Below are 16423 nucleotides of genomic sequence, written 5' to 3' on the forward strand. Positions count from 1 at the left end.
ACTTTTTTATAAGTTGCGATTAACTATTTTTTATTTATTGTTTAATGTAAGAAATCGATTGTTTACGACATATTTGGGTTAATGGACATCAGATATTTTTTAGGCGTGGTGGCAAATTTCTTTTTGAAAGCCGCTATAAAATGACTTCCGGTGCTGTATCCTATTTTCAATCCTACTTCGTTTACATTATAGGAACCACTGTCGAGTAGTTTTCGAGCAAAATCCATCTTGTAGTCAAATAGAAAACCATAAACTGTATCGCCATAAATTTGTTTGAAACCCATTTTCAGTTTCTTTAAATTCAAACCTATTTCATCGGCTAATTGCTGTAATCCTGGTGGTTCGGCCATATTGGCAATAATGATTTCTTTGGCTTTCCTAATCTTCAAAACATTATCCTCATCAATTAAAAACGGACATTGTTCTGCGTTTGGATCTTCGGTTCTATTGAAATACAAGCTTAGTAACTCATATCCTTTTCCTTTGTAATACAAGTTTTTTATTGACGGGTGCAAGCTATAATGAAACAATTGAGACAAAACAATTGCCATCGACGGGCTAACATTCCCTTCATTATAATATTTTTTGTCCTTATTATCAGCACTTAAAAACGTGATATAATCCGCTTCGGAAGAAAACAAAGCATGAAATTTTTTGATCGAAATAATTACGGATATCACCCATGAATTTGGCGCTAATTCTAGGTTTAAAGGCAATTCTTTTTGTGGATTATATAAAAGTAACGATTTTTCTTCTTTTAATTCCAAAGCATAATTCCCTTGATTAAAAATGAATTTTGCATTTCCTTTTAATCCAAAATGAAACTGAATCAATCCGCTGCTGACTTCACGTTGGGCTTGAAAGACATCGGTGCCGTCATTCTGAAAGCGAATTAAGGTAAAATCATCTTCAATTTTTATTATTTCTTGAGAACTCATAGCGATGTTTTTTTAATACAAAAATGATAATTATCAGGTTGTTTTATTTAGAAACGCTCTAAATAGGACAGTGAAAAGAAGCCGTTTCTGGTACAAAAATAGGGGTTTTTATAATAAAATAACGATTTAAATCCAAAAAATCATGTAGCGATACAAAAAGTACTTCTAGCGTTACTTTTATAAATACTATAGTTCTAATTTTGTTTCACTTTCTGGAAAAGTGCAAATATGGAAAACAATAACACATTAAAGCATCATTATTTTTACTCCGTTGGATTGAGTTACAAAAAAGCAGATGCTGAGATTAGAGGTAAGTTTAGTTTAGACGCCGCTGCAAAAACGCGTTTACTGGATCAAGCCAAGAATGAAGGAATAGAGAGTTTAATAGTCACTTCTACCTGCAACCGAACTGAAATTTACGGTTATGCGGAACATCCATTTCAATTAATCAAATTAATTTGTGAGAATAGTCAAGGCTCTGTTGAATCCTTTCAAAAGGTAGGTTTTGTTTATAAAAATCAAGAAGCCATAAGCCACATGTTTCGTGTAGGAACCGGCTTAGACAGTCAAATACTTGGTGATTTTGAAATTATTGCCCAAATAAGGAATTCATTTTCACAGTCAAAATCGTTGGGTTTAGCCAATGCTTTTATGGAACGATTGGTGAATGCCGTTATTCAGGCAAGTAAAAAGATAAAAACAGAAACGGAAATTAGTTCTGGAGCTACTTCGGTTTCTTTTGCCGCGGTACGTTACATTATCAACAATGTGCAAGACATTGGAAACAAAAACATCTTATTGTTTGGTACAGGAAAAATTGGGAGAAATACGTGTGAAAATTTAGTAAAACATACTAAAAACGAACACATTACGCTAATCAACAGAACCAAAGAGAAAGCGGAGAAATTAGCCGGAAAATTAAATTTAATTGTAAAAGATTATTCGGAACTCCATTTGGAATTGCAAAAAGCAGATGTTGTTGTGGTAGCAACAGGAGCACAAAATCCAACAATTGACAAAGCGATTCTGAATTTAAAAAAACCATTGTTGATTCTGGATTTATCCATTCCGAAAAATGTAAATGAAGATGTAGAAGAGATCGAGGGCGTTACGCTGATTCACATGGATTATCTGTCACAACTAACGGATGAGACTTTAGAAAACAGGAAAAAACACATTCCTGCTGCTGAGGCTATCATTGAAGAAATAAAAGAAGAATTTATAACTTGGACCAAAGGCAGAAAATTTGCCCCGACAATCAATGCTTTGAAAGCAAAATTAAATGCGATAAAAAATTCAGAATTGGATTTTCAAAGCAGAAAAATTTCCAATTTCAATGAAGAACAAGCAGAGATTATCAGCAATAGAATTATCCAAAAAATAACCACACACTTTGCCAATCATTTGAAAGATGATGATACTATGGTAGATGAAAGTATCGAATGGATTGAGAAAGTTTTTAAAATTGGAGTGACTACAAAATAATGAGTAAAACGATACGCATAGGAACCCGCGATAGCGAACTCGCGCTTTGGCAAGCCCACAACGTCGAAAAAAGACTAAATGATTTAGGGTATAAAACTGAAATCATAGCAGTAAAATCACAAGGAGATATCATTCTTGACAAACCACTTTACGAATTAGGAATTGTAGGGGTTTTTACAAAAACGCTTGATATCGCGATGATCAACGGTCAGGTTGATATTGCGGTGCATTCGATGAAAGATGTTCCGACCGCTTTACCAATAGGAATTGTTCAGGCAGCAGTTTTGGAAAGAGCAAGTACCTTGGATATTTTGGTACACAAAGGAAACCTTGATTTTCTTAATGGACAAGGAACAATCGCCACCGGAAGCTTGCGTCGTCAGGCACAATGGCTAAATAAATACCCGACTCATAAAGTAGTTGATTTACGCGGAAACGTCAATACTAGAATGCAGAAATTGCAGCAAAGTGATTGGAACGGAGCTGTTTTTGCGGCAGCAGGATTAGAAAGAATCAACTTGAAACCTTCGAATTATATTGATTTGGATTGGATGATTCCGGCACCGGCTCAAGGCGCAATGCTGGTCGTTGCGATGCAAAAAGATGCTTTTACCCGTGATGCTTTATCACAGTTAAATCATATTGAAACCGAAATTGTAACTTATATTGAACGACAGTTTTTAAAAACCTTAGAAGGAGGCTGTACAGCTCCCATTGGGGCTTTAGCCAAATATAATGAAGAAGAGGATACCATTCATTTTCAAGGTGTTTTGTTTTCGCTTGACGGAAAAGAAAAGATTGAAATCGATAAAATTGTTCCTATCGAAGAATGGAAGAAATTAGGGTTTTATGCTGCTCAGGAAATTCTGAATAATGGCGGAACAAAATTGATGACAGAAATTAAAAATAATTTGAAGAAATAATGAGCCAAACAAGCATTTTATCCACTAAAACATTGTCGGCAGAACAAAGGCAAGTATTTCTTGATGCGAATTTTGATCTTTTAGAACAAGATTTCATCGAAATAAAAAACAACCTTTTTGAACTAAATACAATCAACAACAATTTAATTTTTAGTAGCCAAAATGCTGTTTTAAGTTTGATGGAACAAAACGGTTGGGAAGTTTTAAAGACCAAACCTGTTTTTTGTGTAGGGATAAAAACCAAGGAATTACTTGAATTACATGGCTTTACAGTTGATGTTTATTTGGATTACGCCTCTGAATTAGCCAAAATAATCACTTTAATTTACAATAAGGAAAGCTATACTTTTTTGAGCGGAAATTTGCGTAAAGAAACGTTGCCTGAAGCATTAAAAAATGCTGGAATAACTTTTAACGAAATCGAAGTTTATCAAACAACTTTGGCACCTTTTAAAATATCAGACCAAGAAAATTTTGACGGAATTCTATTTTTTAGCCCATCTGCCGTTGAAAGTTATTTGACAAATAATAAAATCAAGAATGAAGTTTGTTTTTGCGTAGGCACTACTACAGCATCAGCATTAGAAACAAAGAAAATTAAAAACATAGTAATTGCCGAAACGCCGACTATCGAAGAGGTGATTTTGGAAGTTATTGAATATTACACACCGGAAAGCATCTAGCAATCTGCTAAAATTTAAATACATGATTAAGAACGACCTATTTTTAAGAGCACTAAAAGGAGAAACAGTACAACGTCCACCAGTTTGGATGATGCGTCAAGCTGGAAGGTATTTGCCGGAATTCATCGCTTTGCGTGACAAATATGATTTTTTTACCCGTTGTCAAACTCCAGAATTAGCTGCCGAAATTACGGTTCAGCCAATACGAAGAATTGCTCCGGATGCAGCTATTTTGTTTTCGGATATTTTGGTAATTCCTCAAGCAATGGGAATTGAAGTGTTGATGAAAGAAAACTTCGGTCCGTTTTTGCCAAATCCAATACGCACGATTCAAGATGTGGAGAAAGTAATCGTTCCAGATGTTCAGGAAACATTAGGATACGTTTTTGAGGCGATCAAATTGACCAAAGAAATGTTGAATGATGAGGTGCCGTTAATCGGTTTTGCAGGATCTCCTTGGACAATTATGTGTTACGCCGTGGAAGGGAAAGGTTCTAAAAGTTTTGATATGGCGAAAGGATTTTGTTTTCAACATCCAGAAGCTGCTCATGTTTTATTGCAAAAAATCACGGATACCACTATTTTATATCTAAAAGAAAAAGTAAAAGCGGGAGTAAACGCCCTTCAAATTTTTGACTCATGGGGCGGAATGTTATCTCCAGTGGATTATCAAGAATTTTCCTGGAAATACATCAACCAAATCATTGAAGCATTGGCCGATGATGCCCCGGTAATTGTTTTCGGAAAAGGATGTTGGTTTGCATTAGGCGAAATGGGAAAAAGTAGAGCTTCGGCAATTGGAGTAGATTGGACGTGTTCTCCAAGAAATGCGAGATATTTGTCTGGTGGAAATATCACTTTACAAGGAAATTTTGATCCATCCAGATTATTGTCTCCAATTCCGGTGATAAAGAAAATGGTACACGAAATGATTGACGAATTTGGAAAAGACAAATACATTGTGAATTTAGGTCACGGAATTTTGCCAAATATTCCTGTGGATCACGCCAAAGCGTTCATTGATGCGGTGAAGGAGTATAATCAGTAAAATTTATTTTACGACATCTCCTGCGAGGTTTTTTTAACCTTGTAGGTATGTTGGAGAACATCAGCCTAAAAACAATACCTACAAGGTTAAAAAAACCTTGCAGGATTGTAAATATAAAAGCCAAAATATGAAATTAGAAGTTTTAGAAAAAGATGGTTATTATCATATTTATAATAGAGGAATAAACGGGTGTTTAATTTTCGAAAATGATGAAAATAAAAATTTCTTTTTAAAACAGCTTTCAAAATATTTATTAGATAAAATCTCAATATTTGGATATTGCTTAATGGAAAATCATTTTCATTTGGCTATCCGATTAAATGAAGATGAAGAAATAGTGACACAGGCATTTTCTAATTTTTTTAATTCTTATGCTAAAGCTTTTAAGAAACAGACACACAGAACCGGAAGTTTATTTGAAAAACATTTTAAGAGGATAAAACTAAACGATGAGAATTACTTGAAGCAATTAATAGTATATGTACATTCGAATCCGAAGCATCATTTCGATTTAAAATTTCAGGATTATAAGTATTCTTCATATCAAGCTTTTATTTCAAATAAAGAAACAAAAATAGAGAAAGAAGAAGTGTTGAAGCAGTTTGGCGGTCTGGAAAATTTTATTTTTTGTCATAATCAAAAAAATGATCTTTTAACTGAAAAACATACGGTTGAATAATATTGTGGCAATCCTGCAAGGTTTTTTTTAACCTTAGAAATGTTTGATTAAGATTATTATTCGTAGTTATACCTACAAGGTTTTGGAAGCCTTGCAGGAAAGTATAAAAAATAATAAAGTTAATTTGAAAAATGCTAAACAAAAGATTGCGAGACTAGGAAAACAGATGTTTTCGTTTAGAATTAATAGTAAAATAGCTGTTGCAAAAGCAAATTTATAATGAAAGAACAATTTTATTCCTACATACAAAACCTTCAAGACCAAATCTGTAAAGGATTGGAAGCAGTTGAAGGTCAAGCCAAATTCCGTGAAGACCTTTGGGAACGTCCGGAAGGCGGAGGAGGAAGAACACGCGTGATAGAGAACGGTTACGTTTTCGAAAAAGGCGGTGTTAATATTTCGGCAGTTCACGGGAAATTACCGGAAGCCATGCAAAAGATGTTCAATGTGGGTGAAGCTGATTTTTTTGCCTGCGGACTGAGTTTGGTTTTGCATCCAAAAAATCCAATGGTCCCAACCGTTCACGCGAATTGGCGTTATTTCGAAATGTACGATGACAACGGAAATGTGATCCAGCAATGGTTTGGTGGCGGACAGGATTTAACACCGTATTACCTGTTTGAAGAAGATGCAATTCATTTTCATCAAACCTGTAAAACAGCCTGTGATAAACACAATCGGGAGTTTTATCCAAAATATAAGAAACAATGCGATGATTATTTTTGGAACGCGCATCGCAATGAAGCACGCGGAATTGGCGGATTGTTTTTCGATTATTGCAAAGCAACGTCAGAGAAGAGTATGCAAGATTGGTTCAACTTTGTTTCAGAAGTTGGGAATAGTTTCCTTGAAGCTTACGTTCCTATTGTAGAAAAAAGAAAAGACTTAACATACACTGCAGAAAATAGAACGTGGCAGGAAATCCGTCGTGGCCGTTATGTAGAATTTAATTTGGTTCACGACAAAGGCACTTTATTTGGTTTAAAAACAAACGGAAGGATTGAAAGTATCCTGATGAGTTTACCGCCACATGTGCAATGGGTATATGACCATCACGCAGAAGCGGGAAGCGAAGAAGAAAAATTAGTCAACGTATTAGAAAATCCAAGAGATTGGCTTTAAATAGTTGAACCATTAAGAAATTAAGGTTCATTAAGGTTTTAAACTTAATTTCCCTTAATTTCTTAATGGTTAAAAAAATAAATTAAAGTTTAACTTTAAACGAAAATAATATGTTCCCATTACAAAGAGGCAGAAGATTAAGAACGAACGAATCCATAAGAAGTTTAGTTCGTGAAACGACATTAAGTCCAAGTGATTTCATGTTTCCGATGTTTATTGCAGAAGGAGAAAATTACAAATTGGAAATTCCTTCCATGCCCGGCATTTTTCGTCGTTCCATCGATTTGACGGTTAACGAAATTCATGAATTATTTGCTTTAGGTATTCGTGCGGTCAATATTTATGTAAAAGTCAGTGAAAATTTAAAAGATAATACGGGGGTTGAGGCCTGGAATCCGAACGGATTAATGCAAAATGCCATTCGTGCCATCAAAGCTGCTTGTCCTGAAATGATTGTAATGCCAGACGTAGCTTTGGATCCTTATTCTATTTTTGGACATGACGGAATTATTGCAAACGGCGACATAGAAAACGATTCGACGAACGCAGCCTTGGTAAAAATGGCCGTTTCTCATGCGCAAGCCGGAGCTGATTTTGTAGCACCATCGGACATGATGGATGGACGCGTACTGCGTTTGCGGGAAGGTCTTGATGCTGGCGGTTACCATAACGTAGGCATCATGAGCTATTCGGCAAAATACGCTTCTGCATTTTACGGACCGTTCCGTGATGCGTTAGACAGCGCGCCCGTTGACAGTGAAAATATTCCAACAGATAAAAAAACATACCAGATGGATTATGCCAATCGCATCGAAGCCATCAAAGAAGCATTGTGGGACGTAGAAGAAGGCGCTGATATGGTCATGGTAAAGCCGGGAATTGCCTATTTAGACATCGTGCGAGAAATCAAAAACGCGGTAAATGTACCAGTAACAGTCTACCACGTTTCGGGCGAATATGCGATGATTAAAGCCGCAGCCGAAAAAGGTTGGCTTGATCACGATAAAATCATGATGGAACAATTAATGTGTATCAAACGCGCTGGAGCGAGTTTAATTTCGACTTATTTTGCCAAAGAAGCGGCAATACTTTTAAATAAATAGAAAATGAAAAAATGTTTAATAATAGCGATTTTGCTGCTTTCCAACACCATTTTTGCACAAGTTGAGGTAGTTTCTACTTTCATCGAGAAATGGGATAATTCTAAAGATTATTTAGTGGCCGTTGCACAAGCCATGCCGGAAGACCAATATGATTACAAGCCTTCAACCCGTGAAATGTCATTTAGAGAACAATTATTTCACATACAAGATAACATGAATTTGTTGAGCACAACGCATTTTTCGGGACAGAAATATGTAAAAAAAGAAGCGGTAAACGGCCTTTCAAAAGCGCAAATAATTCAAGAAATAAAAACCTCGTTTGATACGGCAAAGACATTTGTACAAAAAACCAAAGATGCTGAATTATCCCAAAAAGTAGATTTTTTTGCTGGTCCAAAATCAAAATTGCAAATACTCAATTTGATGCAAGATCATGTTACCCATCACAGAGCGCAAATTTTAGTATATTTGAACCTGAATCAAATTCAACCACCCAGATATATTGGGTGGTAAAATAGTAATATATAATAAAAGAAATTATCATGAGAAAGACATTGTTTTTATTTGCCGTTTTAGCCTTTGCTTCTTGTAAAAAAGAAGAAGTCAAAAAAGAACCTTTGTACCCAACATCCACCGAGGTAGTTGTACAAACTCCAGAGGAATTAGGGGAGGAAATTTTTAAAGGAAAAGGAAATTGCGTTGCTTGTCATCAAGTAGACAAGAAAGTGGTTGGGCCAAGCTTGCAGGATATTGCAAAGATTTATAAAGATAAAAACGCAAGCATCGTAACGTTTTTAAAAGGCGAAGGGGAACCTATTGTTGACCCAAGCCAATATGAAGTTATGAAAGCAAACTTCGTTATTACCAAGGCCATGTCTGATGACGAATTGAAAGGTTTAGAAGCATACGTATATTCAAGTTTGAAATAATTTAGGGATTTTTAGGAGCTAATCCCGCTCTACGCTGATCTTTATGTTTTTAAAGGAAAAACATAAAGGATGCCGCTGCTATCGGGGCTAACATACAAGAACCATTCGTCTCTGCGAATGGTTTTTTTATGTTCAAAAGGTTTTAGGCGTATTTATTTCTGAACTTTGTTACTTCTTCCTGTACAATTTGGTTAATTTTTTTATCTTTAAAATATGGAAACAGCATACATTAAAACGCCTTTAGGAATTGCCACAATCATAGGCGATGAAAATGGAATATCCGTAATTTCTGTTGCTGAAGAAGGCGTGATTTCAGAAAGCGTTTCAACGGTTTTGCAGGAAGCGGTTTTACAACTTCAAGATTATTTTGAAGGAACAAGAATTGATTTTGATTTTAAATGCAACCCAAAAGGAACCGCTTTCCAGCAAAAAGTCTGGAAATCTTTATTGGACATTCCATATGGGAAAACCAGAACATATCTCGAACAATCCAAAATTTTGGGTGATGTAAAAGCCATTAGAGCTGTTGCTTCTGCCAACGGGAAAAATCCGCTTTGGATTGTTGTTCCGTGTCACAGGGTAATCGGTACAGACGGATCGTTTACAGGATATGCAGGCGGTCTGTGGCGAAAAAAATGGTTGTTGGAACACGAGAATCCAACGACACAGCAAAGTTTGTTTTAGTTTTTTGTCAATAAATTCTTTATATTCGTTTAAGAAAATCCGTGATAATCTGTAATATTCTCACCATTTGCGTGCCATAAAAATGATAGAAAAAATAAACCTCAATAACATTCTGTTCCTTGACATAGAAACCGTTCCGGAAGCGGAAGATTTCAATGCACTAGATTCTGAAATGAAAGACCTTTGGGAACACAAAACCCAATACCAGCGCAAAGACGAATATACCCCGGAGGATTTTTACGACCGTGCAGGAATTTGGGCCGAGTTTGGAAAAATTGTTTGTATTTCGGTGGGTTATTTTACCATCAAAGGCGATATTCGAAATTTTAGAGTGACTTCTTTCTTTGGAGAAGAAAAGAAACTATTATTGGATTTTAATAATTTGCTGAACACTCATTTCAATCAGCCACAACACGTTTTGTGTGGTCACAATGCCAAGGAATTTGATATTCCATTCCTTGCCCGACGCATGATTATCAACCAAATTGCTATTCCAAACAAGCTGAATTTATTTGGAAAAAAACCATGGGAAATTCCACATTTGGACACGTTGGAATTATGGAAATTTGGTGATTATAAACATTATACATCGTTGAAATTGATGTGTAAAGTTCTCGGGATTCCTTCTCCAAAAGGCGATATCGATGGCAGTCAAGTAGGTCATGTTTTTTACGTAGATAAAGATATTGATCGCATTGTAACCTATTGTGAAAAAGACACTATTGCCGTGGCGCAGATTTTCCTTCGATTGCGTAGAGAAGAATTGTTGATTGAGGACGAGATTATTCATGTGTAGATGAAGGAACACAGATTGCACAGATTTACACAAATTTAATCTGTGTTAATCCGTGCAATCTGTGTTTGAATTTTTTGTGCTTTGTATGCTTAAATAATTACATTTACAAAAATTATAAATTATGGTATTGAGTAGATTTTGGTTGGTCATTTTTATTTCAGCAATTGTATTTGTAGTGTTTAGTTTGTTTTCTGGTGACAGTTATACTATTGACCACGTTTTGAACGGAAAGAAAGATGATCCAATTCTGGTTTCGGAAAAATTTATAGAAGAACTCCCTGCCTTTATTATCGACAGCATCAAAAAAGCGCCAGAACAAACCATGATTATCAATCGGGACACGCTAAATGCCGACACCACTTATGTTTTTAAAAACAAAACCGTAAAAATATATAGCGGTGTTCAAAAATCAGACGGTTTATTGCCGACTTGTAAAAGTACTCTGCTAGATTTAATCATTCCACTGATTGCTTATTTGGCTTTTTTCTGTGGATTGATGGAGCTTTTAATCATTTCCGGAGCATCTGGAAAATTAGCGAAAGCATTGAGTCCTGTTTTTGTAAAAGTGTTCCCCAGTATTCCTAAAAACCATCCTTCGATATCCTATATGACCTTGAATTTCGCTGCCAATTTCTTAGGATTAGATTCTGCTGCAACGCCTTTTGGTCTAAAAGCCATGGAGAGTTTACAGGAAATAAATCCAGAGAAAGATAAGGCCAGTGATGCGCAAATTATGTTCATGTGTTTACATGCTTCAGGACTTACTTTAATCGCTACTTCTATTATAGGATACCGTGCTGCTGCAAATGCAAGCAATCCTGCTGATGTGATGTTGCCCTGTATTATCACTTCTTTTATCGGTACGATTGCAGCCTTTTTAATTGTTGGAGTGAAACAAAAAATTAATTTCAGGAGTGCTTCTTTGGTTATTGTATTGATGACATTAATAGCTGGAATTGTTGGTTTGTTGATGTATGTAAATCATTTGGATTTAATTGGGAAAAACTATTTTACGGCTAATCTTTCTGCTTTGATATTAATTGGAATTATTGCTTTTACGTTGATTTTTTCCTTTCTTAACGAGAAGAAATTCGCAGAAGCGTCTACGACAGTTTTTGATTCTTTTGTTGTGGGTGCAAATAATGGTGTAAAAACAGGAGTGACTATTTTTCCTTATGTATTGGGGATGTTAGTCGCCATTTCGTTATTTAGAAACAGTGGTTTGTTTGAAATTATCAGCAATTGGATTGCTTTCATTTTTTCTAATATGGGAGTAAATAAGCAAATTACGGACGCCCTACCAGTTGCCTTACTTCGTCCCTTTAGTTCTGCCGGATCAAGAGGATTTTTAATTGACTCAATGAATACTTTTGGTGCCGATTCCCTAACAGCACGATTGAGTAGTATTTTTCAGTGTAGTGCCGAAAGTACGTTTTATGTGATTGCAGTTTATTTTGGTTCCGTAAATATTAAAAACACACGTTATGCCCTAGGAACGATGCTTCTAGTCGATTTAATTTGTGTGATTACGGCTATTTTTGTTGCAACATGGTTTTTTTAAAAGAAAAAAACAAGAGCAGATGCGATTTATAAAAAGGCAGTTAGGTATTGTCATATAAAGAAAAACCACAATCTCAATTGCTATTGAGATTGTGGTTTTTGTGTATTTTAAGAGCAGGGCTTAATCAATAACCATTTCTGGAACGTCACCTTCAATAATTAAATCAGCTTCAGTAGAAACCACGATATGTTCGACGGTTACACCCGGTGCTCGCTCCAGTAATTTGAATCCTTGCGGTGTTATTTCTAAAACGGCTAGTTCAGTAACGGCTTTTTCAGGCATTGTTACTTCTTTTTTGCAAACCATTGCAAGAATATTTCTCTAAATGTATCTCCAATAGGGATTATTTCTTTTTCAATAAAAATTCGATTTCTTTCGATACTTGTTATTTTATTTAAATTAACGATAAAGGATTTGTGAACTCTCATAAATCCTTTATCTTCTAAATTTACGGCTAACTCTTTTAAGTTTTCTAGAACTATTATTTTCTCATTTTGAGTGTGGAGCATCACATAATCTTTTAAGCCTTCAATATATTTAATCTCATTATAGGAAATTTTTACCCACCTACTATCTGTTTTAACAAAGAAAAATAAATTTTCTTCTTTTGGTTGAGGTATTTCTTTGTAGCTTGGAACGTTATTGCTAACAAGTAATTTAATTTTTTGAGCAGCTTTGTAAAATTGATCAAATGTAATGGGTTTTAAAAGATAATCTACGGTATTAAACTCATATCCTGCCAGAGCAAATTCTTTATAGGCTGTAGTAAATATAATTCGTGTTTTATCGGTTATTATTCTGGATAATTGCATGCCATTAATTTGTGGCATTTGAATATCTAGAAACAGTACATCAATAGTATTTGTTTCTAAAAAAGGTATTATATCCAATGGATTTTTGCTTACAAAAACTAATTCTAAAAAGGGGACATTATTAGTATAGTTCCTTAATAGCCCTAAGGCTAATGGTTCGTCATCTATTATTGCACATTTTATTTTCATAATTCTAATTCTAATTCAATCGAAAATAGATTTTCGGTTTGCTTTATGTTCAATTTGTATTTGTTCGGGTAAGTGATTTGTAGTCGTTTTTTAATGTTTTCTATTCCGATCCCTGTTGAGTCATCTTTTAAGTATTTACTGATTTTATTGGAAACAGCAAATTTTATTTTGCCGGAATCTGCCTCAAAAAAAATACTAAAAGGAATCTCTGTGTCAGATAGCTCTCCATGTTTAAAAGCGTTTTCAATAAATGGAATTAACAGCATAGGTTGAATTAAAGCATCGTGGCTTACACTTTTATGAATGATGATGTTTAATGGCTCATTTAGTCTTATGCTTTCCAATTCAATATAATTTTCGATGTATTCCCATTCTTTTAGAATTTCAATATTCATCTGAGTACTGGTTTGATTTATATATCGCAATAATTTACTCAAGCTCTCAATAGCAATTAGGGATTGATTTGATTTAGAATAAACTAATGAATAAATGTTGTTTAATGTGTTAAAGATGAAGTGTGGGTTCATTTGCGATTTTAAGAAGCTAATCTCTGCATTTGTTTTTTCTGATCGAAGTGTGTTGGCTTCATTTGTTGTTTTTAATGAATAGTCTAAAATCCAGATTAATGAGCTTGTTAAGATAGAATTAGCGCCATAATAGAGATTGTCAAATAAGTAATAAGTGATTGATATATCTGTGTTATAATTTCTAAAATTTAATAATTTCGGATATATGATTTCTTCAATTGCAAAGCGAAATAACCCAAAAAATATGAAGCTAATAAGCATTAATATAAATACAATTTCAATCTTTTTTGGATTAAAAAATTGAGGCAAAACAACCCAATAATGAGTGTAGAAAGTAACTAGATTTACAGTTAAAAAGGATAAAAATAAATAAGTGCTAATAGTATTAAAGGCTATTCCGTCATTACTGTAGACATATTGATAGTTGAAGCAAAATACCAACCAAAAAAATAAGTGAATTGTTATTAAAACTGATTTTTTCATTTTCAAATATACAGAAAACTTCTGTGTTCTAATGGGAGATTTTCGACCAACACCTACATTTTGATGATAAGTGTTTAATGCCATAATTAGGCATGTTTGTCGAAAAGAGAAGTCCCTATATGAAGCGTCATCATATTTTTGGACATTATAAACATTAAAACTTTTAAGCATGAAACTAAACTCAGTAATTCTAGTAGTAAGTTTGTCGTTAGTAAGTATTTCTTTTTTCGCTCAGAATAAAATTTTGGATTCAAACTCAAAAATTAAAGTATTGAACGTAGGTACTTTTCACATGAGTGAAACTAATGATGCAACCAAAACCGATTTTAATGAAGACGGAGCAAAAGAACAAGATGAAATTAGGAAGCTGAATGAAATGATCGCTAAGTTCAAGCCAACCATTATTTGTGTGGAAATCACACCAGAAAACCAAGATGGATTAAATTTGGCTTATCAAGAATATTTGAAAACGGCGGAAGATTTAGAAACAAATTGGAGTGAGGTCAGTTTGGTCGCTTTTGAGGTTGGACGTTTAAGTAATGTGAAAAAGCTTTATGGCATTGACCATAAAATGGGATACAACTATACTATTGGAGAAGAAATTGTAAATGCAATCGATTCAGTAACATATCGAAACTACGTGAATAATCCATTGAAAGAGTCACCCGAATTGAGTCGGAAAATAGATCATCTTTCACTTATCGATAAGATGAGGACAATAAACAATCCAAAATATCAAGATTTTCTCTTGAATATAAATGCAGATATTCTAACTTATGTTGGTACGGAAAAAGGATTCGAGGGAGCAGACGAGGCATCTAAACTGTATAAAAGAAATTTAAGAATGTTTTCAAACATAAATAGGATACCCATGAATGAAAATGACCGAGTTTTTATACTTTCAGGCGGACTGCACGCTTCTTATTTTGCAGATTTTATGAAAAGAAGTCCGAAATATGAATTGGTTTCAGTTTCTGATTATTTAAAATAAATAATATCTTTTTTTTGTAAAACGTTAACGACTAAATCTGTTGTATTTAGCAAAGGCTGTTTATTAGACAGCCTTTGTTATTAATCCTTCGAGGTAATTAATCAATATCCATTTCTGGAATTTCTCCTTCAATAATTAAATCAGCTTCGGTAGAAGCCAGGATATGTTCGACGGTTACACCCGGTGCTCGCTCCAATAATTTGAATCCTTGCGGTGTTATTTCTAAAACGGCTAGTTCAGTAACGACTTTTTTAACACACCCTACACCAGTTAAGGGTAAGGTACATTTTTTAAGTATTTTAGATTCTCCTGCTTTGTTAACGTGCATCATGGCCACAATAATATTCTCGGCAGAAGCCACTAAATCCATTGCGCCACCCATTCCTTTAACCATTTTACCAGGGATTTTCCAATTGGCAATATCACCGTTTTCGGCAACTTCCATGGCACCAAGGATTGTTAAGTCAACATGTTGTCCACGAATCATCCCAAAACTGAATGCGGAGTCAAAGAAACTTGCTCCAGGCAAAGTCGTTATGGTTTGTTTTCCTGCGTTGATTAAATCAGCATCTTCATCGCCTTCAAAAGGAAATGGACCCATACCGAGAATTCCGTTTTCACTTTGAAATTCGACGTCAATTCCTTCTGGAACATAATTAGCGACCAATGTTGGAATTCCGATTCCAAGATTCACGTAATAGTTGTGTTTTAATTCTTTTGCAATGCGTTGTGCAATTTGATTTTTATCTAAAGCCATAATTAGAAAATTTTTCTTACGGTTCGTTGTTCAATTCTTTTTTCATATTTCACACCTTGAAAAATTCGATTTACGAGTATTCCTGGAATATGGATTTCGTTTGGATCTAAAGTTCCTGCGGGTACTAATTCCTCGACTTCGGCAATGGTAATTTTTGCCGCTCCGGCCATACATGGATTGAAATTTCTTGCAGTTCCTTTGAATATCAAGTTTCCGGCTTCATCGCCTTTCCATGCTTTTACGATGGCAAAATCAGCACTGAAAGCGTGTTCCATAACATGCATTTTCCCGTTGAATTCGCGAACTTCTTTTCCTGCGGCTATTTCAGTTCCATAACCGGCTGGTGTGAAAAACGCGGGGATTCCAGCTTGTGCCGCACGGCAACGTTCGGCTAAAGTCCCTTGAGGAATAAGATCCACTTCGAGTTCGCCGGAAAGCATTTGGCGTTCAAATTCGGCGTTTTCGCCTACGTAAGAAGAAATCATTTTTTTGATTTGACGCTTTTGCAACAGCAATCCAAGTCCAAAGTCATCAACACCTGCATTGTTTGAAATACACGTTAAATCCGTAGTTTCTTTTTTTACTAATTCGGCAATGGAATTTTCGGGAATACCACATAATCCGAAACCGCCTAGCATGATGGTCATCCCGTTTTCAATTCCTTGAAGGGCTTCCTGAACGTTGTTTACTTTTTTGTTAATCATAGTTTGTTT

The 16423-nt window shown here is 34.9% G+C and carries 18 protein-coding genes and 1 pseudogene; 13 read left to right on the forward strand and 6 right to left on the reverse strand.

Annotation, left to right across the window (positions count from 1 at the left end; all coding sequences use genetic code 11):
* Positions 1-62 precede the first annotated feature (62 nt).
* The gene (locus ACNQGJ_RS01825; protein WP_417970652.1) at positions 63-938 is read right to left on the reverse strand and encodes an AraC family transcriptional regulator; all 876 of its coding nucleotides are present in this window, start codon (positions 936-938) and stop codon (positions 63-65) included.
* A 228-nt stretch (positions 939-1166) separates the two neighbouring features.
* Between ACNQGJ_RS01825 and hemA the strand changes: the two genes are divergently transcribed.
* From hemA to ACNQGJ_RS01885, 12 genes are all read left to right on the forward strand, one after another.
* Entirely contained in the window at positions 1167-2423 is a 1257-nt protein-coding gene (hemA, locus tag ACNQGJ_RS01830; protein WP_417970650.1) for a glutamyl-tRNA reductase, read from the forward strand.
* A complete protein-coding gene (hemC, locus tag ACNQGJ_RS01835; protein ID WP_417970648.1) occupies positions 2423-3346 on the forward strand; it encodes a hydroxymethylbilane synthase in 924 nt (307 codons plus the stop codon). The genes hemA and hemC overlap by 1 nt, the downstream gene beginning before the upstream one ends.
* Entirely contained in the window at positions 3346-4029 is a 684-nt protein-coding gene (locus ACNQGJ_RS01840) for a uroporphyrinogen-III synthase (RefSeq protein ID WP_417970646.1), read from the forward strand. The genes hemC and ACNQGJ_RS01840 overlap by 1 nt, the downstream gene beginning before the upstream one ends.
* A gap of 22 nt (positions 4030-4051) precedes the next feature.
* Positions 4052-5077: a uroporphyrinogen decarboxylase gene (gene hemE / locus ACNQGJ_RS01845; RefSeq protein ID WP_417970644.1), complete on the forward strand. Its 1026-nt coding sequence runs from the start codon at positions 4052-4054 to the stop codon at positions 5075-5077.
* A gap of 127 nt (positions 5078-5204) precedes the next feature.
* Positions 5205-5756: a transposase gene (locus ACNQGJ_RS01850; protein ID WP_417970642.1), complete on the forward strand. Its 552-nt coding sequence runs from the start codon at positions 5205-5207 to the stop codon at positions 5754-5756.
* 219 nt (positions 5757-5975) lie between these two features.
* Positions 5976-6878: an oxygen-dependent coproporphyrinogen oxidase gene (hemF, locus tag ACNQGJ_RS01855; protein WP_417970640.1), complete on the forward strand. Its 903-nt coding sequence runs from the start codon at positions 5976-5978 to the stop codon at positions 6876-6878.
* Between the two features lie 110 nt (positions 6879-6988).
* Entirely contained in the window at positions 6989-7981 is a 993-nt protein-coding gene (gene hemB, locus ACNQGJ_RS01860) for a porphobilinogen synthase (protein ID WP_417970638.1), read from the forward strand.
* Positions 7982-7984: 3 nt separating this feature from the next.
* The gene (locus ACNQGJ_RS01865; RefSeq protein ID WP_417970636.1) at positions 7985-8494 is read left to right on the forward strand and encodes a DinB family protein; all 510 of its coding nucleotides are present in this window, start codon (positions 7985-7987) and stop codon (positions 8492-8494) included.
* A gap of 29 nt (positions 8495-8523) precedes the next feature.
* A complete protein-coding gene (locus ACNQGJ_RS01870) occupies positions 8524-8910 on the forward strand; it encodes a c-type cytochrome (RefSeq protein ID WP_417970634.1) in 387 nt (128 codons plus the stop codon).
* 213 nt (positions 8911-9123) lie between these two features.
* Positions 9124-9594 carry a methylated-DNA--[protein]-cysteine S-methyltransferase gene (locus tag ACNQGJ_RS01875; RefSeq protein ID WP_417970632.1) on the forward strand — a complete coding sequence of 157 codons (471 nt, stop codon included), beginning with the start codon at positions 9124-9126 and terminating at the stop codon, positions 9592-9594.
* A gap of 82 nt (positions 9595-9676) precedes the next feature.
* Entirely contained in the window at positions 9677-10390 is a 714-nt protein-coding gene (locus ACNQGJ_RS01880) for a 3'-5' exonuclease (RefSeq protein WP_417970630.1), read from the forward strand.
* Positions 10391-10511: 121 nt separating this feature from the next.
* On the forward strand, positions 10512-11951 hold the full coding sequence (locus ACNQGJ_RS01885) for a nucleoside recognition domain-containing protein (RefSeq protein ID WP_417970628.1): 1440 nt from the start codon (positions 10512-10514) through the stop codon (positions 11949-11951).
* Between the two features lie 120 nt (positions 11952-12071).
* Here the strand turns inward: ACNQGJ_RS01885 and ACNQGJ_RS01890 are convergent.
* The 3 genes and pseudogenes from ACNQGJ_RS01890 to ACNQGJ_RS01900 form a co-directional block, all read right to left on the reverse strand.
* Positions 12072-12227 (reverse strand): annotated as a pseudogene (locus ACNQGJ_RS01890) (succinyl-CoA--3-ketoacid-CoA transferase); the annotation flags it as partial.
* A gap of 8 nt (positions 12228-12235) precedes the next feature.
* Positions 12236-12952, reverse strand: a complete 717-nt coding sequence (locus tag ACNQGJ_RS01895) for a LytR/AlgR family response regulator transcription factor (RefSeq protein ID WP_417970626.1) — start codon at positions 12950-12952, stop codon at positions 12236-12238.
* Entirely contained in the window at positions 12949-14046 is a 1098-nt protein-coding gene (locus ACNQGJ_RS01900; protein ID WP_417970624.1) for a sensor histidine kinase, read from the reverse strand. The genes ACNQGJ_RS01895 and ACNQGJ_RS01900 overlap by 4 nt, the downstream gene beginning before the upstream one ends.
* 85 nt (positions 14047-14131) lie before the next feature.
* Here ACNQGJ_RS01900 and ACNQGJ_RS01905 point away from each other — a divergent pair, with 85 nt between their 5' ends.
* Positions 14132-14953, forward strand: coding sequence for a DUF5694 domain-containing protein (locus tag ACNQGJ_RS01905; protein ID WP_417970622.1), 822 nt, complete (start codon positions 14132-14134; stop codon positions 14951-14953).
* 97 nt (positions 14954-15050) lie between these two features.
* Here ACNQGJ_RS01905 and ACNQGJ_RS01910 read toward each other — a convergent pair whose 3' ends face one another.
* Together ACNQGJ_RS01910 and ACNQGJ_RS01915 are read right to left on the reverse strand one after the other, a co-directional pair.
* A complete protein-coding gene (locus ACNQGJ_RS01910) occupies positions 15051-15710 on the reverse strand; it encodes a CoA transferase subunit B (RefSeq protein ID WP_417970620.1) in 660 nt (219 codons plus the stop codon).
* Between the two features lie 2 nt (positions 15711-15712).
* The gene (locus tag ACNQGJ_RS01915) at positions 15713-16414 is read right to left on the reverse strand and encodes a CoA transferase subunit A (RefSeq protein WP_417970618.1); all 702 of its coding nucleotides are present in this window, start codon (positions 16412-16414) and stop codon (positions 15713-15715) included.
* Positions 16415-16423: the final 9 nt, after the last annotated feature.

This window comes from Flavobacterium cryophilum (genome assembly GCF_048286555.1).
Lineage (GTDB): Bacteria > Bacteroidota > Bacteroidia > Flavobacteriales > Flavobacteriaceae > Flavobacterium.